Genomic DNA, 24,787 nt, shown 5'->3' on the forward strand with positions numbered 1-24,787 from the left:
CGTTTATCATTAAACCATGTACATCTAAGTGCACATTAGGAGAGAGCACGCTATAGAAACACGCCATGCTGATCAATCAGCTGAATTAATAAATCAAAGGAAGCTATCATAACTTTTACAAATAACCACAATAAGTTAGATAAGAATTAATGATGTATTTATCACTAATAAACGCATACTATTTTTAAGGCACCTTTTGCTTGTTCTTCTTTGATAGTTTCTGCCTATCAAAACAATATTAACTTCCCATTAGACTTAATGATAATTATTCTCAATAATAAATCTATCGAAACACATCAACGATTGAGTAATTATCATGAAAAAGACACTAACCTTTGCAGCGCTTCATTTTACTATCGCGTTTAGTGTCGCTTACATTCTGACAGGCGACATCTTAATTGGTAGTTTAATTGCCATGATCGAACCTTCAGTAAATACCTTCGCTTTCTATTTTCATGAAAAGGCATGGGCACAAGTTCCAGCACTTAAAGCTCGTCAATGGATGACCAAATTAAAGACGGCCAGCTTTGCAACGATTCACTTTAGTGTTGCCTTTACTGTAATTTACTTGCTGACAGGTGATGCCTTTGTGGGCGGCGTGATGGCGATGTTAGAACCAACATTGAATACAGTCGCTTACTACTTTCATGAGAAAGTTTGGCAGCGTAAATCAGAGGTCAATGTTCCTCAGTTCTGTCACCACCAGCACGCTTAAAGTAGAGAGATATATCTAAGGAAAAGTCGATAGTCTACTGGTGAATAAATGGCTGCCCTTGACAAAGTTGTGCACCGCAATTAAATTAGTTGTGGTGCACAACTTTATATAATGTAAGTGATGATGAATACTCGACAACTAAGACACTACTCCCGCCAAGCCGTTCGCTTACTGGGTATGCTCGATAAGCAGTGTGGTGAGATCACCCTAACACCAGTCCAGGCTCATGCATTAGGAGAAGTCCAGATCCAACCGCTGACGATCAACCAACTTGCACAACGATTGAATGTCGACAAGTCGAATGCCAGTCGTACTGTCGCAGGGCTAAACAAGTTAAATTTGACCGAAAGTATCGAGAATCCGAATGACAAACGCAGTCAAAAGGTCACACTCACCACTCAAGGACAGCAGGTACTGTCTAAGCTCGATCTACAACAAAACGCTTTCTTCGACAATATGCTAGAAGGCCTGAGCGAGGATGAGCAGCAGCAGTTAAAGCTTGGGTTAGAGGTTTACCTCAAAGGGCTAACTAAAGTCTGCCAAGCTGACGAATTTGTATTACGCCCACTCACTCAAGCTGACAACGAACAAGTTGCCGATGTCATTCGAGAAGTCTCTGCCGAACATGGCCTAACCGCAGACAAAGGCTATGGTGTGTCTGACCCAACACTTGATGATATGTACTCTGTGTATAGCCAAGAAAATGCGATGTACTGGGTGATTGAGTATCAAGGTGAGGTTGTAGGCGGCGGCGGCTTTGCCCCACTAGCAGGCCGACCAGACGTATGTGAGCTACAAAAGATGTACTTCTTAAAACAGACTCGCGGACAAGGGCTGGCAAAACGCATCGTCGCTTTAAGTTTAAAGCTTGCCAAACATATGGGTTATCAACAAATGTACTTAGAGACAACAGAGTGTTTGGGAGCTGCGATTAAACTTTATGAAGCATTAGGCTTTGAGCATCTAGAGAGTACTTGGGGAGAAACAGGCCACGACGCTTGTGAAGTGGTCATGGCCAAAACGTTGTAGTGCAGCTTCTAGCGTAAAAAATTACTCACACAAGATGCAGGATTAAGAGCAACAAAAGAACTCTCCTTTTGCCCATCGAGCTCAACCTCTAATTGATATAAATGCTTAGGGTTGGGCTTATCAACATTAAAGACAATCGGTGCTTCAACTTGGAACACAACACCAGTGTGTTCTGCACGTACATCTATCGGCATCACCAGTGTCATACCGTCAAACTTAATTGATGCCGATACCAGCCCTGCTTTAAGCGTCTGGTAGATCACATCCACTTTAAACTCACAACCACCGCCGTGGTGCCAGATCTGCTCAGTAACGACTTGGTCCAGCTTCACATTGCGAACAAACTGCAGATAAGGAGCTTGCCAAATACCCATTCGAGAGTCTGATTTAGCAAGAGCTGGCGAAGACGATGGCTCATCCATATCTTCTTCGAGCAACAACCCTTCCTCTTCTTCAAGAAACAGGATCTCAAAGCGGTTTCGACCAGGCTGCATGTAAGGGCGGATGTCTTTACGGTACTCTTCTTGGCTGCCATCACAATCAAAGACAGCCACACCATTGAGTCGAACCTCAGCAAAGTAATCAACACCCGCAAAGACTAGCTCAACAAAGGGACAAGCCAGCATCGCATCATCGACTTCAATGTCGTGCATTAAATGCCACTCTTGCTCTGCGATTTGATCTTCACTCAAGGTATCAGGGAGCTTTGAACTCAACGGAGCCGGAAAGGTAATGTCATCTTGTGGAATAGAAAGATCCGTCAATGGCGAAATTTGCCAAAGACCATCGAGAAGTAACCGCATATCATTCCTTGAGCCAGATCAATTTTGACCGCATTATAATGAATGAATGCATTTAAAGACATTTATTTTTCTGAGGATAAAAATGCCAGCTCAAGGCTGGCAATTTTCAAACTGGGAAGAAATTTACTCTCCGCCTTCATCATCTTCTTCAGAGTAGATAGCATCTTCACCTTCGTAGTAAGTGCCCCAACCGTCGTAGATAATGTCGAATTTCTCTGCAAGGTTCACAAGCTTTTCAACTTGCGCATCGATCGCTTCTGCATCTAGAGCTGACTGCATAGTCGCATCACAACAAAGTAGCTTGTTACCATCTTCGTCTTCTGTCTCTTCAGCTTCAAGTACTTCAAAGCCCATTTTGAATGCTTCAACAACGGCTTTCTCAAGCACTTCGAAATCTTCAGCAAATAGGTGATGCTCGATATCGTATAGAGCTTCAGGATCGCTACCATCTTCAATTAGTGCTTCAATGATGTCGCGAGTCTCTTCCTTTTGAAATTCAATTAATTCCGCTACTGATAGATATTCATCTTCGTGAGACATGTGTCTGCTCCAGAGTGTTGACTATGAAAAGATCAAATTTGATTGCCACGAAATATGGCACGGATCGTCCAGAAAAGCCACCCAGATCAGACCTAGAAAGATAAGTTTATCGCCAGATAGCAGAGGTAATATCAATTCAAAAGTGAAATCAAAATCACAGAAACAAATTTTCAACATTTTATTAACTGACGACTATTTCAGCATTTCGTCTCTATTATTACTTTTAAGCATATTAAATAGAAATTGCGTGCTTAGTCATGGTGGATGCATATGCTGAACTGGTTTTGAGATGCATAAAACCTCAAGTTACTTTCAAAAAGTGCATAATAGTGAATAAAAAATCATTAATAATAAGCAAAATAGATTTCAAACAGAGCGCAGATTGAGCATAGATCCGCAAAAATGTTGTTCCATGCCAAACGCACTCAATTAGAATTTAACACCTGTTTTCTATTTAAAAATGGTTTTTAGCTCGGATAATTTCAAAAATACTTTACTTTTACACGAGCTATAAGACTTGCATATTACGATCAAGCTTGTCATAAATAGACGCTGGATTAAAAGTAAGGATGCAAAATGAGTAAGCTGTACGTTGGCTCCGAAGTCGGTCAATTAAGACGAGTTCTCCTAAATCGACCTGAAAGAGCACTCACCCACCTCACCCCTTCTAACTGTCACGACCTTCTATTTGATGATGTGTTGGCTGTGGAAGCTGCTGGTGAAGAACACGATGCCTTTGCAGAGACACTACGTAATCAAGACGTAGAAGTGCTGCTACTGCACGATTTGTTGGTAGAGACGCTTGCCGTACCTCAAGCTCGCGAATGGCTGCTAAACACTCAAATCTCAGATTTCCGTTATGGGCCTACTTTTGCCCGTGACCTAAGAAACTATCTTGCTCAAATGGATAATGAGCATCTAGCAACAATCTTACTAGGTGGCTTGGCGTATTCAGAGCTTCCTATCAAATCATCATCGATGCTTCCTAAAATGCATCGCCCACTAGATTTCGTCATCGAACCACTGCCTAACCACCTATTTACACGTGATACTTCGTGTTGGGTTTATGGCGGTGTGTCACTAAACCCAATGATGAAGCCAGCACGTCAACGTGAGACAAACCACCTGCGTGCTATCTATCGCTGGCACCCTGTGTTTGCAGGACAAGACTTCATTAAGTACTTTGGTGATGAGGATCTTCATTACGACAACGCCAACATTGAAGGCGGCGATGTACTGGTTATTGGTAAAGGCGCGGTACTTATCGGTATTTCTGAGCGAACCAAGCCACAAGGTGTTGAGAACTTAGCGGCGAGTCTATTTAAGTCAGGGCAAGCTACTGAAGTGATCGCTATCGATCTACCGAAGCACCGTTCATGTATGCACCTTGATACGGTGATGACACACATGGACATCGATACCTTCTCTGTTTACCCAGAAATCGTTCGTAAAGATTTAGACACATGGCGCCTAACACCAAAGGAGAATGGTGAGATGCGTGTAGAGAAAGCGGAAAACTACCTGTCAGCGATTGAAGGGGCGCTTGGCCTTGATCAGCTTAAGATCATCACCACAGGTGGCGACAACTACGAGGCTGAACGAGAGCAGTGGAATGACGCCAACAACGTACTAACAGTGAAACCAGGCACGGTTATCGGTTACGAGCGTAATATTTACACTAACGAGAAGTACGACAAGGCAGGTATCGAAGTTCTAACGATTCCTGGCAATGAACTGGGTCGTGGCCGTGGTGGCGCTCGCTGCATGAGCTGCCCTATTGAAAGAGACGGTATCTAAGCAGATAACTCAATAGCGTAAAAATACAATAACTCAACTAGGCCAGTGCTATTGTACTGGCCTTTTTCATGAAACAAATAAAATAAGCATTCACAAATATAGCATTTTTATGTTTAACTAAGTTCTTCATTGATTCTATATACGCAAGGAGCGAAAGATGGCCTTTAACCTTCGCAATCGTAACTTTCTAAAACTACTCGACTTTACTTCTAAAGAGATTCAGTTTTTACTCGACCTGTCAGCTGACCTAAAAAAAGCTAAGTATGCAGGTACTGAGCAGAAGAAGCTCACTGGTAAAAGCATCGCTTTGATCTTTGAAAAGGCATCCACACGAACTCGATGTGCGTTTGAAGTCGCCGCTTTTGATCAAGGCGCTCAAGTGTCTTACTTAGGCCCTTCAGGCTCTCAGATAGGTCAAAAAGAATCAATGAAAGATACTGCACGCGTATTAGGCCGTATGTACGATGGCATCGAGTACCGTGGCTTTGGTCAGAGCATCGTCGAAGACCTTGGCGCTTATGCTGGTGTCCCAGTGTGGAATGGCCTTACTGATGAATTTCACCCAACTCAGATCTTGGCTGACTTCCTCACCATGCTCGAACATGGTCGCGGTAAACTGCTGCATCAAATCAGCTTTGCTTATCTGGGTGATGCTCGTAACAATATGAGTAACTCTCTGTTAGTAGGAGCTGCCAAGATGGGCATGGATATTCGTCTTATCGCGCCAAAAGCCTTCTGGCCAGAAGCACAACTTGTCGAAGAGTGCCAAGCTATCGCGCAAAGTACCGGCGCTAAAATCACGCTGACTGAAGACGTTGCTGAAGGCGTAAAAGACTGTGACTTCCTCTACACCGATGTTTGGGTATCGATGGGCGAAGCGCCAGAAGCTTGGGATGAACGTGTGGCAGTGATGAAACCATATCAAGTGAATATGGATGTGATTAAGCTGACGGGCAACCCTCAAGTCAAATTCATGCACTGCTTACCCGCTTTTCACAATAATGAGACCGTTATCGGTCAGCAAGTGGCTGATAAATATGGCATGAACGGTTTGGAAGTGACGGATGAAGTATTTGAATCTGACTACTCTATTGTGTTTGATGAAGCAGAAAATCGTATGCACACCATCAAAGCCGTTATGGTCGCAACACTCGGTTAATTGAGAATAGTGAAAGTAAACAAAAGCTTGATGTAATCGCTTGCGCTCACAAATTGAAAGCGTATAATTCTCGGCAATTTGTCTGAGAGTAGTGAAAATGACGCCAACCAATATTGTGATCACACATAATAAAATTGTGAAAACACCTAATATTGCTCGCAAGCTAGCATGCTTGCCAGGCGGTCTATTCTGCTTTTCAGCACTTTTTTAAAGCCTCCCATTATGGGGGGCTTTTTTGTGGCCAATACATTACTGTGGGGAAGAAGATCATGGCGAATTCGCTCTATCAAAAGCACATCATCTCAATTCCAGAGCTTTCTCGTGAAGAGCTAGAATTAATTGTTCAAACGGCTGGTCAGCTTAAAGCAGAACCAAACCCAGAACTTATCAAGAACAAAGTTGTGGCTAGCTGCTTCTTCGAACCTTCAACGCGAACTCGTCTCTCTTTTGAAACTGCGATTCAACGCATCGGTGGTGATGTGATTGGTTTCGACAGCGGCGGTAACACCTCACTAGCGAAAAAGGGCGAAACGCTAGCAGACTCAGTACAGGTTATCTCTTCATACGTTGATGCTTACGTAATGCGTCACCCTCAGGAAGGTGCTGCGCGCTTAGCATCAGAGTTCTCGAACGGTGTACCGGTAATCAACGCTGGTGATGGTGCTAACCAACACCCAACACAGACCCTGCTTGATCTATTCTCTATCGCGGAAACACAAGGCCGCCTGGATAACCTTAATGTGGCATTCGTTGGTGACCTTAAATACGGCCGTACGGTTCACTCTCTCACTCAAGCATTGGCTAAATTCGATAACATCTGTTTCTACTTTGTAGCGCCAGAAGCATTGGCTATGCCTGATTACATCTGTGAAGAGCTTGATGAAGCTGGCATCCAATACCAACTACTGACCGACATGGAAGATGTGATTCCTGAACTAGATGTTCTATACATGACTCGCGTACAGAAAGAACGCTTTGATGAGTCGGAATACGCGCACATCAAGTCAGCCTACATCCTAACGGCTGCACTATTGGAAAATGCACGTGATAACTTGAAGGTACTGCACCCACTTCCTCGCGTTGATGAAATCACTGTCGATGTCGATAAAACGCCTTACGCTTACTACTTCCAGCAAGCTGAAAATGGTGTTTACGCGCGTGAAGCATTACTAGCCCTTGTTCTTAACGAAACGCTGTAGAGGAGAGATATCATGTCTAAAGAGACTCAATTAAAAGTTGAAGCAATCAAGAACGGTACCGTTATCGACCATATCCCAGCAAACATCGGGATCAAGGTGCTAAAACTGTTTGATATGCACAACTCTCATCAGCGTGTCACTATTGGTTTGAACCTGCCCTCTTCAGCACTTGGCGGCAAAGACTTACTTAAAATTGAAAATGTGTTTATCACCGAAGAGCAAGCAAACAAATTAGCACTGTACGCACCTCATGCGACGGTAAACCAAATCGAAGATTACGAAGTGGTTAAGAAGCTAGCGCTTGAACTGCCTGAGCAAATCAACGATGTGTTTGAGTGTCCAAACACCAACTGTATCACTCACAACGAGCCGGTTGAGAGCAGCTTTAAGATCTTTGAAAAGAATGAAGACATTCGCCTGAAATGTAAGTACTGCGAAAAAGTCTTCTCTCGCGAGATCGTGACCGAAAGATAAGCTTTCGCCTAACACGCAATAAATGTAAAAACTATGAAATACCTCGCCCGTGCGGGGTATTTTGCGCTTTACCTAACCACGGTTTGTAGGCACACTGAAAACGATTTTTATCTAATAACTGATGGAATAAACTAATGACAAAAGTACTTCACACAGAATCGGCTCCAGCTGCAATCGGCCCATACGTACAAGGCGTTGACCTTGGCAACATGGTACTGACTTCTGGTCAAATCCCAGTAAACCCAGCAACTGGTGAAGTATCTGCTGATATCGCAGAGCAAGCACGCCAATCTCTAGACAACGTGAAAGCGGTTGTAGAAGCTTCTGACCTGACTGTAAAAGACATCGTTAAGCTAACTGTATTCGTTAAAGACCTAAACGACTTCGGCACAGTAAACGAAGTTTACGGTAAATTCTTTGATGAGCACGGCGTTGCAAACTACCCTGCACGTTCATGTGTTGAAGTAGCTCGTCTACCAAAAGATGTTGGTATCGAGATCGAAGCTATTGCAGTTCGTAAATAGATTTCACTCTATTTAGTCAGTGGCTGATTGCGGAACTAAGCACTGATGAGATACAAAAAAGGTTGCCAATTTGGCAACCTTTTTTATTATTCGTTTTCTTTGTTTAAGCTACTTTTTTATTAAGCTCAATCACTTCTTTGTCTAGCTCTTCCAACTTAGTCGCCATCTGTTCACGAGTTAGGTTTGCTAATTCACGCACGTTCGACTTGTCGTAGCCTTTAGTATTAATTGGATCTAGCATTTCCACAATCACGTGGCCATTGTTCCAACGGTTCAGCTTAACGCCACCTGTAGAACTACATACGATAGGGATGATTGGTAAGCCAGCGCCAATCGCAGCATGGAAAGCACCGGTTTTAAATGGCAACAGGCCACGGCCACGTGAACGCGTTCCTTCAGGGAACATCCATACCGAAACATCACTGTCTTTCAGGTTATCGACTACTTGATCGATCGTACCAACCGCTTTGCTGCGATTTGCACGGTCAATTAGGATATTACCCGTCAACCAGTAAAGCTGACCAAACAGAGGCATCCACGCTAGGCTTTTCTTACCAACCGTTACCACTTTAGGTGTCACAGCCGATGATACCGTGAACAGGTCCCAGTTATTCTGATGGTTCGCAACATAAACATGTTGGCCACGAGAGTAAGCATCTTCAGGGATACGTAGCTCTAGCTTGATACCAAACACTTTCGACATACGACCGAAGTAACGACCAAAGGTAAATACGTGCTTCGGATTACGGGGGCTAAGTAAACAGTAGCCACAGCCGAACACAAACATAAGAATCGCAAAGATCGCCAATGCGAAAATACGTAATATTGCTATCATTTTGTTCCTCACAACCGCAGAGCCCACCCACCTATTCACTTTAAAATAAGCAAACAGATTCACTTGCGGTAAATACAACTATAAAAAAGCCGAAACCAAGGTTCCGACTTTTCTGTTTTCATTTTACTGATTCATGAATTGACTAACCTGAGTTAGTTTGAGTCACGAAATCGGGTAATGTTTGCGCCAAGTGCTGAAAGCTTATCTTCAATCTTATCGTAGCCACGATCGATGTGATAGATACGGTCGACGATGGTTTCGCCTTGTGCGATACAACCAGCAATAACAAGGCTCGCAGATGCACGAAGATCAGTAGCCATTACTTGGGCGCCGCTCAACTGTTCGGTTTCACCACAGATAGCTGTATTACCTTCAATCTCCGCTTTTGCACCCATTCGCAGAAGCTCAGGAATATGCATAAAACGGTTTTCGAAGATAGTTTCAGTGATCACACCACTGCCCTTCGCCATCATGTTAAGCAGAGTAAACTGAGCTTGCATGTCAGTTGGGAAGCCTGGGTGAGGTGCCGTTACGATTTTCACCGCTTTAAGCTCACGACCTGTCATATCAAGACTGATCCAGTCTTCACCCGTTTCAACCTTCGCACCCGCTTCTTCAAGCTTCGCTAGGGCAGCTTCAAGAAGATGCGCGTTCGTGTTACGACAAACGACTTTACCGCCAGAAACCGCTGCTGCAACAAGGAAAGTGCCCGTTTCAATGCGGTCTGCAACCACAGAGTGTTGACCACCACCAAGACGCTCAACGCCTTCGATAGTAATCGTATCTGAACCTGCACCAGAAATCTTCGCACCCAGTTTGTTAAGGAAGTCTGCCGTATCAACAATCTCAGGCTCACGCGCTGAGTTATCTAATACTGTTTTACCTTCTGCGAGTGTTGCAGCGCACATGATGGTAATCGTAGCGCCTACGCTTACTTTATCCATCACGATGTGCGCGCCTTTCAGACGGCCATCAACACTTGCTTTCACATAACCATCTTTCAATGTAATGGTTGCACCTAGTTGCTCAAGGCCATGGATATGCAGATCAACAGGGCGAGCACCAATTGCACAACCGCCAGGAAGTGACACTTGACCTTCACCAAAACGTGCAACTAGAGGCCCCAAAGCCCAGATAGAGGCACGCATTGTTTTTACTAAATCGTAAGGCGCACAAAATTCATTAATTTCGCTGCCATCAACGTGAACGCTACCATTACGTGATACTTTCGCGCCTAAACGCTTTAGCAGTTCCATCGTAGTATCGATGTCACGTAGGTGAGGAACGTTACTTACTTCTACTGGCTCTTCAGCAAGAATTGAAGCAAATAGGATTGGTAGCGCTGCGTTTTTTGCGCCAGAGATCGTCACTTCACCGCTTAGCGGCTTGTCTGATCCAATAACTCGAAACTTTTCCATCATAAACCTTAAAGTGACATCAGTTTCTTATCACGTTCCCACTCTTCCGGCGTGAATGCCTTGATAGAAAGAGCATGGATGTCATTGCGTTGAATGTATTCCATTAGTGGGCCGTAGATTAGTTGCTGCTTCTTAACTCGATTCATGCCATCAAAACATGGATCAACCGCAACAACTTCGTAATGACTGCCTTCACCTTTCACGATAATCTCTTGAAGGTTCAGTGACTCTGCTAATAATTCTTGTACTTTTGTGCTGTCCACAAATAGCTCCTGCCTAATTTTTTATGTGTTCTGCCATCATTGGCTGGATATTGCTCAATTGGAACAACGTTCGTAATTGTTCTGGCACGAAACTGAGCATTATATGACAGTTTTGATTTTTTGCATGCTCTAATAAGTGAATTAGCATCACCATTCCTGCTGAATCGACTCGATTTATATGGCTAAGGTCAATTTCAACGCTCGATTCCGTTGTTTGCCACTTTTCCAATATACGCCAGATTGCAGGAACGCTGTCTCGGTCGATATCTCCGAGAAGCTGATACTCTTTAGGGCTTAGCGCTTGCCATTGAGATTGGCTCATTATTTATTACTCTCAAAGCGAATAGGCTGTGCAGCTAGTTTCTCTAGCTCGCCAGCAACCGCTAAGATACCGTCTTGACGAATCTTAGTATTCCACTCTGATTGCTTGCTCGACAGTAAGCTAATCCCTTCCGCAACCATATCAAATGCTTCCCACTCGCCAGAATTTTTGTCTTTACGAAGTTTGAATTCAAGTTTGATGTTAGGTCTTGGCGTATCAATGATATCAACCTTGATACTGGTAATACGGCTATCCGCTTTGATTTTTGGTTCAGGGCCAAACTCGATAGTTTGATCTGTATATTGAGTTAACACTTGTGCGTATGAAGAGACTAGGTATTTACGAAATGCATCGATAAATACACGCACATCTTTTCTATCCGCGCCTTTCAAGTTTGGCCCCAGCAACTTAAGTGCTGCATATTGAGCATTCACATAAGGCATCAACTCTTCTTCCACGATCACCTTGAGTAATTCTGGATCTTTGTGGATATTGTCTTGCTCACTCTTCAAACGCTCAAATGCTACCTCACTAACTTGTGTCATCATTTGGTAAGGCTGCGTTTTATCAATAGTCGCATCAGCAAAAGCTTGAGTAGAAATCAACAAAGCCATTACAGCGACAAACCCTATTTTCAAGTGACTCATCATTTTTAACATCATCTTATTCCTCAGCTTTATTGTCATCAGATCCGCCAACGCTATACAGCACTTGGCCAATCAAGTCTTCTAGTACCAATGCAGATTTAGTGTCTTCAATCGAATCACCATCAACCAACATCTCTTCATCGTCAAAAATGAAGCCGGGAACTAAACTGATGTACTGCTCACCGATTAAGCCTGACGTTAAGATTTGAGCACTAGAGGTATCAGGAAAATGTGAGTACTTCGCATCAATAGACATTTCAACCACAGGCAGGTAGCTCTCGGTATCAAGTTCAATGCTTTTAACACGACCAACTACCACGCCACCAACCTTCACTGGAGAACGAACTTTTAGGCTACCAATGTTGTCAAAGGTCGCTTTTAGATTGTAAGTATGGTTTGAACCCAGCCCTTTTACGTCAGCGACTTGAAAGATCATGATTAAGATTGCGCAAATTCCGGCTATAACAAAGGTGCCGACCCATAATTCTAACTTTCGAGTTTGTTGCATGATTAATTCCCAAACATCAATGCGGTAAGAACAAAATCTAGCCCTAATACCGCTAGAGAAGAGTGTACTACTGTACGTGTGGTTGCTTGACTAATACCTTCAGAGGTCGGTACCGCGTCATAACCATTGAAAAGAGCGATCCAAGTTACGGTGATAGCAAAGACCATGCATTTGATCATACTGTTACCGATATCTCGACCTAGCTCAACAGAAGACTGCATCGCAGACCAAAAGCTGCCGTGATCAATGCCTTTCCAATCAACACCGACTAACTGGCCCCCCCAAATACCGACCGCCATAAAGATCATCGCCAATAGAGGCATAGAGATAAGCCCAGCCCACAAGCGTGGTGCGATAATGCGTTTTAGAGGGTCTACTGCCATCATTTCTAAGCTGGAGATCTGCTCCGTTGCTTTCATCAAACCAATTTCAGCCGTCAGCGCTGAACCAGCACGACCTGCAAATAGCAATGCTGTGACCACAGGACCAAGTTCACGTAATAGTGAAAGCGCAACCATTTGGCCAAGGTTGCCCTCAGCGCCGTAGTCAATTAGCACAACATAACCTTGCAGGCTCAATACCATGCCAATGAACAAACCCGAAACTAAAATAATAGCCAATGACTGAACGCCAACGCTATAAAGTTGTTTAACTAATAAAGGGAAGTTTTTTAGTCGCGGGATGCCAAACAAAGCCCCGAATAACATCAGGCTTGCTCGACCAAATGACTCACAGATCGCAAGTGTTCGCTTACCGACACCTGCAATAGTTTTACCAATCATATTAAAACAAATCCTTTTCAAGACTTTGCGCTGGGAACCTAAATGGCACAGGGCCATCCGCCTCACCTTGCAAAAATTGCTGCACTCTCGGATCGTCATTGTTGTACAACTCTTCCGGTGACCCTGCCGCAATGATTTTGCCATCTGCGAGTAAGTAAACCCAATCAGCGATACTCATCACCTCAGGAACATCGTGAGAAACGACGATAGACGTCAAGCCCAACGCTTGATTGAGGTTACGAATAAGCTCTACCAAGACACCCATTGTAATAGGGTCTTGCCCCACAAAGGGTTCATCGTACATGATCAATTCGGGATCGAGTGCAATAGCACGCGCCAATGCGGCACGCCTTGCCATTCCGCCAGACAACTCACTTGGCATGAGCTGAGCAGCTCCACGTAACCCTACCGCCTCAAGCTTAAGTAACACGATAGTGCGAATGAATTTTTCGTTAAGTTCAGTGTGCTCACGTAGTGGAAACGCCACATTATCAAACACATTGAGATCCGTAAAAAGTGCACCCGATTGGAAAAGCATGCTCATTTTTTTACGTGCTTGATAAAGCTTTCGACGAGATAAGGTCGGAATGTTGTCGCCATCAAACCAAACTTCACCACTATCTGGGGGCAACTGCCCACCAACCAAACGCAGCAAAGTTGTTTTACCGATCCCCGATGGCCCCATGATTGCAGTTATTTTGCCTTGAGGAACCTCTAAACTGATGTCGTCAAAAATAACGCGATCACCGCGTGAGAAGCTAAGGTTCTTAACTTTTACAAGTTCAGTATTCGACATACTCTTGTAGTTTCCTTGCTTTAAAAAACGTCAATTATAGCTGCAATAATAATGAGTCTACTTTAGAATTAAAAGCACTGTTCAATTAATTTATATTAAACAGGAATGTATGCAGGAATCTGAAAGCATTAGAAAATTATCTATTCAGCTCTCTTTCTTGGTGACCAACTGGTAATTAATTTACCGAGTGACTTCCCTTTTACCTACCAACAGGTCAAAATTAGCGGTTAATTCTCCGTTTTTATTAATTTTTTAGGAATCATCATGCTTGAAGCGATTGCGTTTCTTATTATCGGTCTAGGTTTTTTGGTGTGGAGTGCAGACAAGCTGGTTTACGGCGCCGCAGCTCTGGCTCGCAACTTCGGTATCTCACCATTAGTTATCGGTATGACGATTCTTGCAATGGGCTCTTCAGCTCCTGAAATGATGGTTTCTGCAACGGCTGCGCTTGATGGCAAAACAGATACCGCGGTCGGTAATGTTCTAGGCTCAAACATCGCCAACATCGCGCTAATTTTAGGTATCACTGCGCTAATCAAGCCGCTATCAATCAGCTCTGCTGTGATTCGTCGTGAACTACCACTCATGATTGGTGTCACTTTACTAGCTGGCGCACTGCTTTGGGATAACCACTTAGGTTTCTACGAAGGCGTATTGTTATTTGTTCTGTTCGGTGCGTTTTTGTTTGCCATGCTGCAAATCAGCCGCAGTGAGAAAAAGAACGGCGATGCGTTTCTTGATGAACAAGAATCAGAGATTCCTGAGGGCGTAAGTAACCCGAAAGCTACAATGTGGGTTGTAATTGGTCTAATCATTCTTCCTTTAGCTGCTGATATGCTGGTTGATAATGCCGTGATCATCGCTAAGTTCTTCGGTATGAGCGACCTTGTTATCGGTTTAACCATTATTGCTGTTGGTACTAGCTTACCTGAGCTTGCTGCATCACTTGCTGGTGTAATGAAAGGCGAAGACGATATGGCGGTGGGTAACATCATTGGCTCAAACGTATTCAACATTCTGGCTGTTATGGGGATTCCTGGCATCCTAAACCCTTCTATCTTAAGCGAATTTGCGATGGGGCGTGACTTCTGGGTCATGCTAGGTGTATCTCTGCTACTTGTTGTGATGGCGCTAGGTAAATCACGTAGTGTGAATCGTATTGAAGGTGGCGTGTTAATCGTGACGTTTGTGGCTTACCAAAGCTACCTACTAATGAACATGTCGGCTTAATTGTTGACTTAACTTTCCGTACTTGGAGTATTTGATGTCTCAGCCATTTGATTATCGCAGTGTTGCCAAACAAGTTTTGGAAACTGAAGTTGCAGGTCTCACTCAATTGGACCAATATTTTAATGATGATTTTTGCAAAGCTTGCGACCTAATCCTAAACAACAAGGGTAAAGTGGTTGTGATGGGCATGGGTAAATCAGGCCATATCGGCAACAAAATCGCAGCAACGCTAGCAAGTACTGGTACATCTGCTTTCTTTGTACACCCAGGTGAAGCAGCACATGGCGACTTAGGCATGATCGAACCGGGCGACATTGTGATTGCCATATCGAACTCAGGTGAGTCAGGTGAAATCCTTAGCCTGTTCCCTGTGTTGAAGCGTTTGAACATCAAGATCATCAGCATGACAGGTAAGCCTCTGTCGAATATGGCGACCTTGTCTGATATCCATTTACAAATTTCTGTGTCGGAAGAAGCTTGCCCGCTAGGTTTAGCACCAACAACCAGCACAACAGCTACCTTAGTGATGGGTGATGCATTAGCCGTCGCACTTTTACAAGCTCGAGGCTTCACAGCTCAAGACTTTGCCCTATCTCATCCAGGTGGCGCTTTAGGTCGTCAGCTACTATTGAAACTGGACGACATCATGCACACGGGCGACGCACTCCCTATTGTCGCTCCGGATGCATTAGTAAGAGATGCTTTACTAGAGATATCTCAGAAAGGCTTGGGCATGACAGCCATCGTAGACCAAGGTGGCCAAATGGCCGGTATTTTTACCGATGGTGATTTGCGCCGCATCTTGGATAAACGCGTTGATATCCATAGTACTCAAATTGGCGATGTGATGACGCTAAATCCTACCGTTGCCGATCCAAACATGCTTGCTGTTGAAGGTTTAAACTTAATGCAAGCCAAAAGCATCAATGGCTTGATGCTATGCCAAGATGACAAACTAGTTGGTGCTCTGAATATGCATGATTTATTGAAAGCTGGAGTAATGTAATGACACAGAAAGTCGAAACTCTATACGGCACTGTTGACTCAGATGTTTTTGCAATCGCAAAAGACATCAAACTCCTAATTTGCGATGTAGATGGCGTGTTCTCTGATGGCCGCATCTACATGGGCAACAATGGTGAAGAGCTAAAAACCTTTCACACTCGTGACGGTTACGGCATCAAATCACTGATGAACGCGGGCATTGAAATCGCAATCATCACAGGTCGCAAGTCTCAGATTGTTGAGAATCGAATGACGGCTCTCGGTATCAAACTTATTTATCAAGGCCAAGACGATAAAGTTAAGGCTTACCAAGATATTTGCGATAAGCTTTCAGTTGCCCCTGAAAATACAGGTTATATCGGCGACGATCTCATCGACTGGCCGGTAATGGAAAAAGTTGGCTTAAAGGTTTGTGTGGCAGATGGTCACCCGCTACTCGCACAGCGAGCAAACTACGTGACAACCATCAACGGTGGTCATGGTGCAGTTCGTGAAGTCTGCGACCTGATTTTACAAGCAAGAAATGAACTCGACGTGCACAAAGGTTTAAGCATATGAGTTTTAATCGTATTATCTATTTAATACTAATATTTATTGCCTCTTGGTCGACCTACTACTTGTTCGAAAAAGAGCAAACATCGGCGATACAAGTGGCTCCAAATTTGGAGCTACCTGCTTTTAGCGGCAACAGCCTAAACAACATCAGTTACGATGAGTCAGGTATTCGCAGCTACCAAGTTGAGTCGACATATTTAGAACACTTCTCAGTAGTTGGCGACACGCACTTTCAAAACCCTGTTCTTTCGGTCTTCCGAGAAGGACACACAATTGAATGGCAAGTCACCGCTGATCTCGCGATTATGGATGAAAATCAAGTTGTCACTTTTTATGACAACGTTGTGGCAAAGAATCTACTGCCAGGGGCAAGCTTCGATACAATGACCACAGACAAAATGGTTATTGAGCTGAAAAGCCGAGATTTTTATTCAGATACTCCGGTCCATATGATCGGTACATTTTTTGAAAATGAGGGTCAAGCAATAAAAGGTAACTTCGGTACCAACAATGCGACTCTCTTTAATTCTGTTCAAGGTAGATATGAAACTCTTACACCTTAGTTTATTCGCTTTGACTCTTGCGGCACCAAATGTCTACGCCCTATCTTCTGATAGCGAGCAACCTGTCTACATTGACTCAGACAGCCAGCAATTGGATATGAAAAGTAACCAAGTAACCTTCATTGGTGATGTAAACCTTAAACAAGGCAGCATCAATATCAATGCAGATAAGGTTATTGTTACCCGCAACGCCGTAAACGGTGAAATTGAAGACATTCAAGGCTTCGGTAAACCGGCGACCTTCTCTCAGCTGAATGATGACGGAAAGACGCTCTACGGTGAAGCGGACGACCTGCATTACCAGCTTGTTGCCGACAAACTGATCATGACCAAGAATGCAATGCTATCTCAAGATAGCAGTGTCATCCGTGGCTCTAAGATCACTTACCAGATTAGCTCTCAGAAGCTAGTCGCTGACAGTGGTGAGAACAAGCGAGTATCAACGGTTTTACAACCAACGGAAGTGAATAAGTAGCCATGGCCGTCCTTAAAGCGCAAAACCTAGCGAAAACATACAGCAAACGTAAAGTAGTGACTGACGTAAGCCTACAGGTTGAGTCAGGCCAGATCGTCGGTTTACTTGGTCCTAATGGTGCCGGTAAAACGACATCCTTCTACATGATTGTAGGCTTAGTTGCTCGTGACGAAGGTACCATCAGCATTGACGACCGAGATATCAGTATCTTGCCAATGCATAGCCGTTCGCGTCTTGGTATCGGTTACCTGCCTCAGGAAGCATCAATCTTCCGTAAGCTGTCTGTAGAGAACAATATCATGGCGGTTTTACAGACCCGTAATGAGATGACTAATGAACAGCGTCAGGACAAACTAGAAGACCTTCTAGAAGAGTTCCACATCCAACATATCCGTCACAGTAATGGTATGGCACTTTCGGGTGGTGAACGTCGTCGTGTTGAAATCGCTCGCGCTCTAGCAGCAAACCCTCAGTTTATCTTGCTAGATGAACCGTTTGCTGGTGTTGACCCGATCTCTGTTATCGATATCAAGAAAATCATCGAACACCTGCGCGATCGCGGTTTGGGTGTTTTGATTACCGACCACAACGTTCGTGAAACATTAGACGTGTGTGAAAAGGCCTACATCGTGAGCCAAGGACACCTGATCGCAGAGGGTACTCCTGAAGATGTTCTCAATAACGAACAAGTTAAACAAGTTTATCTAGGCGAACAATTCCGTCTATGATTATATAGAGAGTATCGAGAGTTCTAAGAATAATAACTAGGTAAGTAACACTGAATGAAACCCTCATTACAACTTAAGCTAGGCCAACAGTTAGCAATGACGCCTCAATTGCAGCAAGCGATTCGTTTGCTGCAATTGTCTACTTTAGATTTGCAACAAGAGATCCAAGAAGCACTTGAATCTAACCCATTACTCGATGTCGAAGAAGGCAATGAAGAAACGCCATCATCGGAAGAAAAGCCTAGCAGTGACGAGAAAGAAACAGTTGAAGCCGCAGAGCAAGACTTACCTGACAGCTCAGACTTAATCGAAAAATCAGAGATTGGAAACGAGCTCGAGATCGACACAACTTGGGAAGATGTCTACAGCGCAAATACAGGTAACACTGGTATTGCTATCGATGACGACATGCCTGTATATCAAGGTGAAACCACCGAAAGCTTGCACGATTACCTACTTTGGCAACTCGACCTCACCCCCTTCACAGAAACAGACCGAAGCATTGCATTCGCGCTAATCGATGCCATTGATGACTATGGCTATCTCACCGTATCTTGTGAAGATATCCTTGAAAACTTCGACAGTGAAGACATAGAGCTTGATGAAATCGAAGCAGTACGCAAAAGAATCCAACAGTTTGATCCATTGGGTGTTGGCTCGCTAAATCTTCAAGATTGCTTACTGCTACAACTGGCGACTTTCCCACAAGACACACCTTGGCTTGAAGAAGCTCAGTTAGTACTTACTAGCCATATTGACCAACTCGGTAATCGTGATTACAAACTCGTGATCAAGGAAACCAAGTTGAAAGAAGCAGAGCTACGTGAGGTTCTACAGCTCATTCAACAACTGGACCCACGACCTGGCAGTAAGATTACGCCAGACGAAACCGAATATGTGGTTCCTGATGTGTCGGTATTTAAAGATCTAGGTAAATGGTTAGTGACCATTAACCCGGATAGTGTGCCAAAGCTGAAAGTCAATCAGCAATACGCTGACTTAGGCAGTAAAGGCAACAGCGCTGATAACCAATACATTCGCTCAAACTTGCAAGAAGCGAAGTGGTTAATCAAAAGCTTGGAAAGCCGAAATGAGACGCTACTCAAAGTTGCGCGATGCATTGTTGAACATCAGCGCGATTTCTTCGAACATGGCGAAGAAGCGATGAAGCCAATGGTACTCAACGATGTTGCTTTAGCCGTTGATATGCACGAATCCACGATCTCTCGTGTGACAACTCAAAAGTTCATGCATACGCCTCGTGGCATCTTCGAACTGAAATACTTTTTCTCGAGCCATGTCAGTACTGACAATGGCGGTGAATGTTCATCGACAGCAATTCGAGCACTCATTAAGAAGCTTGTTGCGGCAGAAAATACCGCTAAGCCTCTCAGTGATAGCAAGATAGCTGCTTTACTGGCTGACCAAGGAATTCAGGTAGCTAGACGTACGATAGCGAAATACCGTGAGTCTCTGGGCATTGCCCCATCGAGTCAGCGTAAACGCCTACTATAAGCTCATTGAGTTACTCTTAACTCAATCGCTATTATCGGGCACCAACTGAAAAGGAAAGTCTATGCAAATCAATATTCAAGGCCATCACGTTGATCTTACCGATTCAATGCAAGACTATGTTCACACCAAATTCGACAAGCTTGAACGCTTCTTTGATCATATCAATAGTGTTCAGGTTGTTTTAAAAGTTGAGAAAATCAATCAAATTGCAGAAGCGACCCTTCACGTAAACCAAGGCGAGATTCATGCAACAGCAACAGATGGAAGCATGTATGCTGCGATTGATGCGTTGGTTGATAAACTCGTTCGCCAACTCAACAAGCACAAAGAAAAGCTAAGTAGTCACTAACATGCAATTAAGCGAAGTACTTTCATTGGACTGCACCAAAAGTGCAGTCCAATGCACAAGCAAAAAAAGAGCTCTTGAGCTCATCAGTCAAATCGCAGCAGAGAGCTGTGGTCAAGATTCAACAGAGCTATTCGAATGCATGTTGAGCCGCGAGAAGATGGGCAGTACCGGTATTGGTAATGGTATCGCCATACCCCATGCTCGTATGAATGTCAGTGATAAAGCGATTGCTGTATTACTGCAATGCCAAGATCCGATCGAATTTGATGCGATTGATAACCGTCCTGTCGACCTACTATTTGCTCTGCTGGTTCCTAGCGAACAGTGTAAAGAGCATCTGAAAACCCTTTCTTGTATGGCAGAACGACTAAACGACAAGCAGACGCTTAAACAGTTACGTAATGCTCAGAGCGATCAAGAGCTTTACGACATCATGATTCAAGTGCCAACTTGCGAGCAATAACATGCGATTAATCGTGGTTAGTGGCCAATCAGGGGCCGGTAAAAGTGTAGCTTTACGAGTCCTAGAAGACTTGGGCTACTACTGTGTCGATAATCTACCGGTAAACCTGCTCAACAACTTTGTCGAATCAGTACGCGAAAGCAACCAAAACGTTGCGGTAAGTATTGATATACGTAACCTACCGAAAGAGCCTCAGTTAGTCACCGACACGCTTGAGCAACTCGAGTCAGCTACCAACATCGATGTTGATGTATTGTTCCTCGATGCCTGTAAGCAGACGCTCCTCAAGCGCTACAGTGAAACCCGCAGAATCCACCCTTTATCAATTGGCCAAGAGAAGCTTTCTCTGGAGCAGGCTATTGATTTAGAAAAGACACTTCTCAGCCCTCTAGCAGGACAAGCGAGCATTGTGATTGATAGCAGTGACTGCAACCTCTACGAGTTGAGTGAAAAAGTGCGCTTTAGAATTGAAGGCAAAGAGAAGCAAGAGCTGATCATCGTCTTTCAGTCTTTTGGCTTTAAATTTGGTCTGCCAAGCGATGCCGACTACGTGTTTGACGTTCGCTTCTTGCCAAACCCTCACTGGGAACCTGACCTACGACCAATGACAGGCCTTGATGCCCCGATTCACTCCTTCCTAGAGCAACATCAAGAAGTGATTGAACTCAAACAACAGATTCAAGGCTTTGTTGAACATTGGCTGCCAATGTTAGAGAAAAACAATCGCAGTTACCTAACGGTTGCCATTGGCTGTACTGGTGGTAAGCACCGCTCGGTGTATCTAACGCAGAAAATTGGCGAATACTTCGAACAACTTGGGCATCAAGTTCAAATCAGACATGCCTCTTTAGAGAAGCACCAACAGGGCTAACCATGGAATTAACTCGAACTGTACTGATCCAAAACCGCTTGGGTCTTCACGCTAGAGCGGCCGTAAAGTTGGTTGAGCTTGCACAAAGCTTTGATGCCACTATCACAATTCATAGTGAAGAAGATAAAAGTGCTACCGCAGACAGCGTGATGGGACTATTGATGCTGGAATCCGCACAGGGACAACACATCACGATTCAAGCTTCGGGGACTGATTCACAACAAGCACTTGATGCCGTTTGCCACCTTATCGAAGATAAATTTGATGAAGGTGAGTAGCTAAGACGCTTTACTCATAACGACGTAAAATCAAACGGTGAACCAACCTATATTAAATCTTAGTTCTACCTAAGTTTATGATTTAAATAAGCCCAAGAATTAAGTTACTATTCCAAACATTGTAAGAATAATGAGATAGGAGGAAAATATGGCAGAGCAATTAGAATTCGACCAAGCTCACCAAACCCTCCAAGAAGTCAGCGAAGCCCTAGAAAACGGCCGATTTGTACACGTACGCCGACAACTTCAGGACATGGAGCCTGAGGATATTGCACACCTTTTAGAAGCCTCCCCTCGCAAAAGTCGTGACGTACTCTGGCAACTCACCGATCCAGAAGACTACGGTGAAATTCTTGATGAACTAAACGAAGACGTCAAAGATGCTCTTGTATCAAAAATGGCACCAGAGACCTTGGCCGAAGCGACCGAGGGCATGGAGACTGATGACGTCGCGTACGTACTTCGAAGCCTACCTGACGATGTTTCTCGCGAAGTCCTTTCTCAAATGGACTCCGCCGATCGTGCACTAGTTGAAACCGCCCTATCGTACCCAGAAGACTCTGCTGGTGCGATCATGAATACCGACGTAATCACGATTCGTGGTGATGTCGATGTTGATGTTGTACTGCGTTATTTGCGTATGCGTGGCGAACTGCCTGATGCAACCGATGCTCTGTATGTCATTGATGAAGAAGAGCGCCTTATTGGTAATTTGTCACTGACGACACTGATTACGACTCAGCCTGATATCGCAGTTTCAGAAGTGATGGACGATGCAGATGAAGCCATCTCTGTCGAGACCAGCGCTTCAGATATCGCGAGCTTATTTGAACGTCGTAACTGGGTTTCAGCACCGGTTGTCGACAGCAACCAACATCTCGTTGGTCGTATCACCATCGATGACGTGGTTGATGTTATCCGTGAAGATGCCGAACACTCAATGATGAGTATGGCGGGTATGGATGATGACGAAGATACCTTCGCACCGGTCGTAAAATCGGCTCGTCGTCGTAGCGTATGGCTTGGTGCTAACGTTCTAGCAGCGCTTGCTGCCGCATCTGTTTCCAACATGTTTGAAGCAACGCTCGACCAAATGGCTGCGATTGCGGTTCTGATGACGATTGTACCGTCGATGGGTGGTGTTGCTGGTAACCAAACCGTTGCTCTAGTAATTCGTGGTTTAGCACTTGGTCATATCGGTGACAGTAACAAACGCGAACTACTATTCAAAGAAGCGGCTATCGGCTTCCTCAACGGCGTTCTATGGGCCGTTATCATTGGTGGTATTGTGGTAGCTTGGAAAGGCAACTGGATACTGGGGAGCATCATCTCAGCCGCAATGATGACCAACTTGATAGTGGCTGGTATCGCCGGTGTAACCATTCCTGTGATGCTGAAGAAGATGAATATCGACCCAGCATTAGCCGGTGGTATGGCACTGACCACAGTAACCGATGTTATTGGCCTATCAGTGTTCTTAGGCTTAGCGACCATACTTATCTAAGTTGTCATCATAAACCGCTTTAACAGCGAAACACTGCATAAAAAAGGGAGTCATCGGCTCCCTTTTTTATTTCTTCATGTTGGCGTTAAGTGAATTACTCGCCTGCCACTTTCATAGACTCAAGCAGGATAGAACCCGTTTGAATTTGAGAGCGTGTTTCAACGTCGTTACCGACGGCAACGATCTGATTGAACATGTCTTTTAGATTACCCGCGATCGTCACTTCCGATACTGGGTATTGGATTTCTCCATTCTCAACCCAGAAACCTGCCGCACCACGAGAATAATCGCCCGTTACGGTATTCACGCCTTGGCCCATCACTTCAGTTACGAGGAAACCTGTACCCAACTCTTTAAGCATCTGCCTAAAGTTTTGGCCTGTCGATTTAACGAACCAGTTATGAATACCACCAGCATGACCCGTCGGAGTCATATCCATTTTACGTGCTGCGTAACTCGTTAGTAGGTAGGTTGCAAGCACACCATCAGTGATGATTTCTCGATCTTGGGTAAGTACACCTTCACTATCAAATGGACTAGATGCCAAACCGCGTAAAATATGAGGACGCTCAGAGATGTTGAACCAATCCGGCAAGATTTTCTGACCTAGATGATCCAATAGGAAAGACGCTTTGCGGTATAGGTTACCACCACTGATCGCCATCACTAGGTGACCAATAAGGCCAGTCGCTACATCATTGGCGAACATTATCGGGTATTGACCTGTTGCTAGCTTTTTCGCATCTAAACGGCTAATCGTCTTTTCTGCTGCTTCTTGACCTACTCGTTCAGGCGTCCATAACTCATCGCGGTGACGTGCAACGGTATAGCTATAGTCACGTTCCATTTCACCATTAGCCCCCTCACCAATCACGCAACAGCTCGTGCTATGGCGGCTTGATGCATAACTGGCTAGCAGGCCATGGCTGTTACCATAGACCTTAACACCGTAATGACTGTCGTAGCTTGCACCATCACTTTGTTTGATTTTATCGCTGTAAGATAGCGCTTGTTTCTCAGCTGCAATTGCAATCTCAGCCGCGTAGTCTGGGTTTGGTTCATCAGGGTGGAAAAGATCCAAGTCTGGAATCTCTTTCACCATGTATGCTTTTGCTGCAGGACCAGCGAACGGATCCTCTGAAGTGTACTGAGCGATATCAAGTGCCGCTGCGACTGTTTGAGCAATCGCTTTTTCACTCAGATCAGATGTAGACGCACTGCCTTTTTTCTGGCCGCGATAAACAGTAATGCCTAGCGCACCATCACTATTAAATTCAACGTTTTCCACTTCACACATGCGTGTTGAAACACTCAAACCCGTTGACTTAGTAATAGCGACCTCAGCGGCGTCGGCACTCACAGAGGCCATGTCCAACGCTTTTGCAACTGCGGCTTCTAGATCAACTCTTTGCTGGGCGACTTGCTGTTTTACATCCATAT

30 protein-coding genes are annotated in these 24,787 nt (G+C 44.4%); 19 read left to right on the forward strand and 11 right to left on the reverse strand.

All coding sequences use genetic code 11. From position 1 onward, the window contains the following. The first annotated feature begins 316 nt into the window (after positions 1-316). Together ACTRWI_RS03600 and ACTRWI_RS03605 are read left to right on the forward strand one after the other, a co-directional pair. A complete protein-coding gene (locus ACTRWI_RS03600) occupies positions 317-715 on the forward strand; it encodes a DUF2061 domain-containing protein (RefSeq protein WP_499129450.1) in 399 nt (132 codons plus the stop codon). 120 nt (positions 716-835) lie between these two features. After that, a complete protein-coding gene (locus ACTRWI_RS03605; RefSeq protein WP_499129452.1) occupies positions 836-1,744 on the forward strand; it encodes a bifunctional helix-turn-helix transcriptional regulator/GNAT family N-acetyltransferase in 909 nt (302 codons plus the stop codon). 8 nt (positions 1,745-1,752) lie between these two features. Here the strand turns inward: ACTRWI_RS03605 and ACTRWI_RS03610 are convergent, their stop codons facing one another. Further along, on the reverse strand, positions 1,753-2,547 hold the full coding sequence (locus tag ACTRWI_RS03610) for a glycosyl hydrolase 2 galactose-binding domain-containing protein (protein ID WP_499129454.1): 795 nt from the start codon (positions 2,545-2,547) through the stop codon (positions 1,753-1,755). Between the two features lie 123 nt (positions 2,548-2,670). Then, on the reverse strand, positions 2,671-3,087 hold the full coding sequence (gene rraB, locus ACTRWI_RS03615; protein WP_499129457.1) for a ribonuclease E inhibitor RraB: 417 nt from the start codon (positions 3,085-3,087) through the stop codon (positions 2,671-2,673). A 576-nt stretch (positions 3,088-3,663) separates the two neighbouring features. Between rraB and arcA the strand changes: the two genes are divergently transcribed. The 5 genes from arcA to ACTRWI_RS03640 all read left to right on the forward strand — a co-directional run bounded on the left by arcA (position 3,664) and on the right by ACTRWI_RS03640 (position 8,240). Further along, on the forward strand, positions 3,664-4,884 hold the full coding sequence (gene arcA, locus ACTRWI_RS03620) for an arginine deiminase (protein ID WP_499129459.1): 1,221 nt from the start codon (positions 3,664-3,666) through the stop codon (positions 4,882-4,884). Positions 4,885-5,041: 157 nt separating this feature from the next. Continuing rightward, positions 5,042-6,043 carry an ornithine carbamoyltransferase gene (gene argF, locus ACTRWI_RS03625; RefSeq protein WP_499129460.1) on the forward strand — a complete coding sequence of 334 codons (1,002 nt, stop codon included), beginning with the start codon at positions 5,042-5,044 and terminating at the stop codon, positions 6,041-6,043. 269 nt (positions 6,044-6,312) lie between these two features. After that, on the forward strand, positions 6,313-7,242 hold the full coding sequence (gene pyrB / locus ACTRWI_RS03630; protein WP_499129462.1) for an aspartate carbamoyltransferase: 930 nt from the start codon (positions 6,313-6,315) through the stop codon (positions 7,240-7,242). A gap of 12 nt (positions 7,243-7,254) precedes the next feature. Continuing rightward, the gene (gene pyrI, locus ACTRWI_RS03635) at positions 7,255-7,716 is read left to right on the forward strand and encodes an aspartate carbamoyltransferase regulatory subunit (protein WP_004738681.1); all 462 of its coding nucleotides are present in this window, start codon (positions 7,255-7,257) and stop codon (positions 7,714-7,716) included. A gap of 134 nt (positions 7,717-7,850) precedes the next feature. After that, complete coding sequence (locus ACTRWI_RS03640; protein ID WP_499129465.1) at positions 7,851-8,240, forward strand: RidA family protein; 390 nt, start codon at positions 7,851-7,853, stop codon at positions 8,238-8,240. 103 nt (positions 8,241-8,343) lie between these two features. Here the strand turns inward: ACTRWI_RS03640 and ACTRWI_RS03645 are convergent, their stop codons facing one another. The 8 genes from ACTRWI_RS03645 to mlaF all read right to left on the reverse strand — a co-directional run bounded on the left by ACTRWI_RS03645 (position 8,344) and on the right by mlaF (position 13,811). Continuing rightward, entirely contained in the window at positions 8,344-9,075 is a 732-nt protein-coding gene (locus ACTRWI_RS03645) for a 1-acylglycerol-3-phosphate O-acyltransferase (RefSeq protein ID WP_499129467.1), read from the reverse strand. A 152-nt stretch (positions 9,076-9,227) separates the two neighbouring features. Continuing rightward, a complete protein-coding gene (murA, locus tag ACTRWI_RS03650; protein WP_499129468.1) occupies positions 9,228-10,493 on the reverse strand; it encodes a UDP-N-acetylglucosamine 1-carboxyvinyltransferase in 1,266 nt (421 codons plus the stop codon). An 8-nt stretch (positions 10,494-10,501) separates the two neighbouring features. Then, positions 10,502-10,756, reverse strand: a complete 255-nt coding sequence (ibaG, locus tag ACTRWI_RS03655; protein ID WP_499129470.1) for a BolA family iron metabolism protein IbaG — start codon at positions 10,754-10,756, stop codon at positions 10,502-10,504. Between the two features lie 13 nt (positions 10,757-10,769). Beyond that, on the reverse strand, positions 10,770-11,078 hold the full coding sequence (locus tag ACTRWI_RS03660; RefSeq protein WP_499129472.1) for an STAS domain-containing protein: 309 nt from the start codon (positions 11,076-11,078) through the stop codon (positions 10,770-10,772). Further along, entirely contained in the window at positions 11,078-11,740 is a 663-nt protein-coding gene (locus ACTRWI_RS03665) for an ABC transporter substrate-binding protein (protein WP_499129475.1), read from the reverse strand. The genes ACTRWI_RS03660 and ACTRWI_RS03665 overlap by 1 nt, the downstream gene beginning before the upstream one ends. Position 11,741: 1 nt before the next feature. Further along, positions 11,742-12,233 (reverse strand): outer membrane lipid asymmetry maintenance protein MlaD, encoded by a 492-nt coding sequence (gene mlaD / locus ACTRWI_RS03670; RefSeq protein WP_373945787.1) that lies wholly within the window; start codon positions 12,231-12,233, stop codon positions 11,742-11,744. Positions 12,234-12,235: 2 nt separating this feature from the next. After that, positions 12,236-13,015: a lipid asymmetry maintenance ABC transporter permease subunit MlaE gene (mlaE, locus tag ACTRWI_RS03675; protein WP_004738692.1), complete on the reverse strand. Its 780-nt coding sequence runs from the start codon at positions 13,013-13,015 to the stop codon at positions 12,236-12,238. Position 13,016: 1 nt separating this feature from the next. Further along, a complete protein-coding gene (gene mlaF, locus ACTRWI_RS03680) occupies positions 13,017-13,811 on the reverse strand; it encodes a phospholipid ABC transporter ATP-binding protein MlaF (protein ID WP_499129477.1) in 795 nt (264 codons plus the stop codon). Positions 13,812-14,075: 264 nt separating this feature from the next. On the opposite strand from mlaF, the gene ACTRWI_RS03685 reads away from it, so the two are divergent. From ACTRWI_RS03685 to mgtE, 12 genes are all read left to right on the forward strand, one after another. Next, positions 14,076-15,041 (forward strand): calcium/sodium antiporter, encoded by a 966-nt coding sequence (locus tag ACTRWI_RS03685; RefSeq protein ID WP_499129479.1) that lies wholly within the window; start codon positions 14,076-14,078, stop codon positions 15,039-15,041. 34 nt (positions 15,042-15,075) lie between these two features. Then, entirely contained in the window at positions 15,076-16,047 is a 972-nt protein-coding gene (gene kdsD, locus ACTRWI_RS03690) for an arabinose-5-phosphate isomerase KdsD (protein WP_499129481.1), read from the forward strand. Further along, positions 16,047-16,604 (forward strand): 3-deoxy-manno-octulosonate-8-phosphatase KdsC, encoded by a 558-nt coding sequence (gene kdsC, locus ACTRWI_RS03695; RefSeq protein WP_063522561.1) that lies wholly within the window; start codon positions 16,047-16,049, stop codon positions 16,602-16,604. Before kdsD ends, kdsC begins: the two co-directional genes overlap by 1 nt. Further along, the gene (gene lptC, locus ACTRWI_RS03700; protein WP_499129483.1) at positions 16,601-17,164 is read left to right on the forward strand and encodes an LPS export ABC transporter periplasmic protein LptC; all 564 of its coding nucleotides are present in this window, start codon (positions 16,601-16,603) and stop codon (positions 17,162-17,164) included. Before kdsC ends, lptC begins: the two co-directional genes overlap by 4 nt. After that, the gene (gene lptA / locus ACTRWI_RS03705; RefSeq protein WP_499129485.1) at positions 17,145-17,639 is read left to right on the forward strand and encodes a lipopolysaccharide transport periplasmic protein LptA; all 495 of its coding nucleotides are present in this window, start codon (positions 17,145-17,147) and stop codon (positions 17,637-17,639) included. The genes lptC and lptA overlap by 20 nt, the downstream gene beginning before the upstream one ends. 2 nt (positions 17,640-17,641) lie before the next feature. Beyond that, a complete protein-coding gene (lptB, locus tag ACTRWI_RS03710; RefSeq protein ID WP_499129486.1) occupies positions 17,642-18,367 on the forward strand; it encodes an LPS export ABC transporter ATP-binding protein in 726 nt (241 codons plus the stop codon). Positions 18,368-18,421: 54 nt separating this feature from the next. Then, positions 18,422-19,882, forward strand: a complete 1,461-nt coding sequence (locus ACTRWI_RS03715) for an RNA polymerase factor sigma-54 (RefSeq protein ID WP_499129489.1) — start codon at positions 18,422-18,424, stop codon at positions 19,880-19,882. Positions 19,883-19,943: 61 nt separating this feature from the next. Further along, entirely contained in the window at positions 19,944-20,231 is a 288-nt protein-coding gene (gene hpf, locus ACTRWI_RS03720) for a ribosome hibernation promoting factor (RefSeq protein ID WP_499129492.1), read from the forward strand. 1 nt (position 20,232) lies between these two features. Continuing rightward, positions 20,233-20,694 (forward strand): PTS IIA-like nitrogen regulatory protein PtsN, encoded by a 462-nt coding sequence (gene ptsN / locus ACTRWI_RS03725; RefSeq protein ID WP_004738707.1) that lies wholly within the window; start codon positions 20,233-20,235, stop codon positions 20,692-20,694. Position 20,695: 1 nt separating this feature from the next. Beyond that, positions 20,696-21,565 carry an RNase adapter RapZ gene (gene rapZ / locus ACTRWI_RS03730; protein ID WP_499129501.1) on the forward strand — a complete coding sequence of 290 codons (870 nt, stop codon included), beginning with the start codon at positions 20,696-20,698 and terminating at the stop codon, positions 21,563-21,565. 2 nt (positions 21,566-21,567) lie between these two features. Continuing rightward, positions 21,568-21,843, forward strand: a complete 276-nt coding sequence (locus ACTRWI_RS03735) for an HPr family phosphocarrier protein (protein ID WP_008220439.1) — start codon at positions 21,568-21,570, stop codon at positions 21,841-21,843. Between the two features lie 148 nt (positions 21,844-21,991). Continuing rightward, the gene (gene mgtE, locus ACTRWI_RS03740) at positions 21,992-23,347 is read left to right on the forward strand and encodes a magnesium transporter (protein WP_499129503.1); all 1,356 of its coding nucleotides are present in this window, start codon (positions 21,992-21,994) and stop codon (positions 23,345-23,347) included. Positions 23,348-23,441: 94 nt separating this feature from the next. Here mgtE and pmbA read toward each other — a convergent pair whose 3' ends face one another. Next, on the reverse strand, positions 23,442-24,785 hold the full coding sequence (gene pmbA, locus ACTRWI_RS03745) for a metalloprotease PmbA (protein WP_499129506.1): 1,344 nt from the start codon (positions 24,783-24,785) through the stop codon (positions 23,442-23,444). Positions 24,786-24,787: the final 2 nt, after the last annotated feature.

It is taken from the genome of Pseudoalteromonas sp. G5_S1_14_S5 (assembly GCF_054968605.1).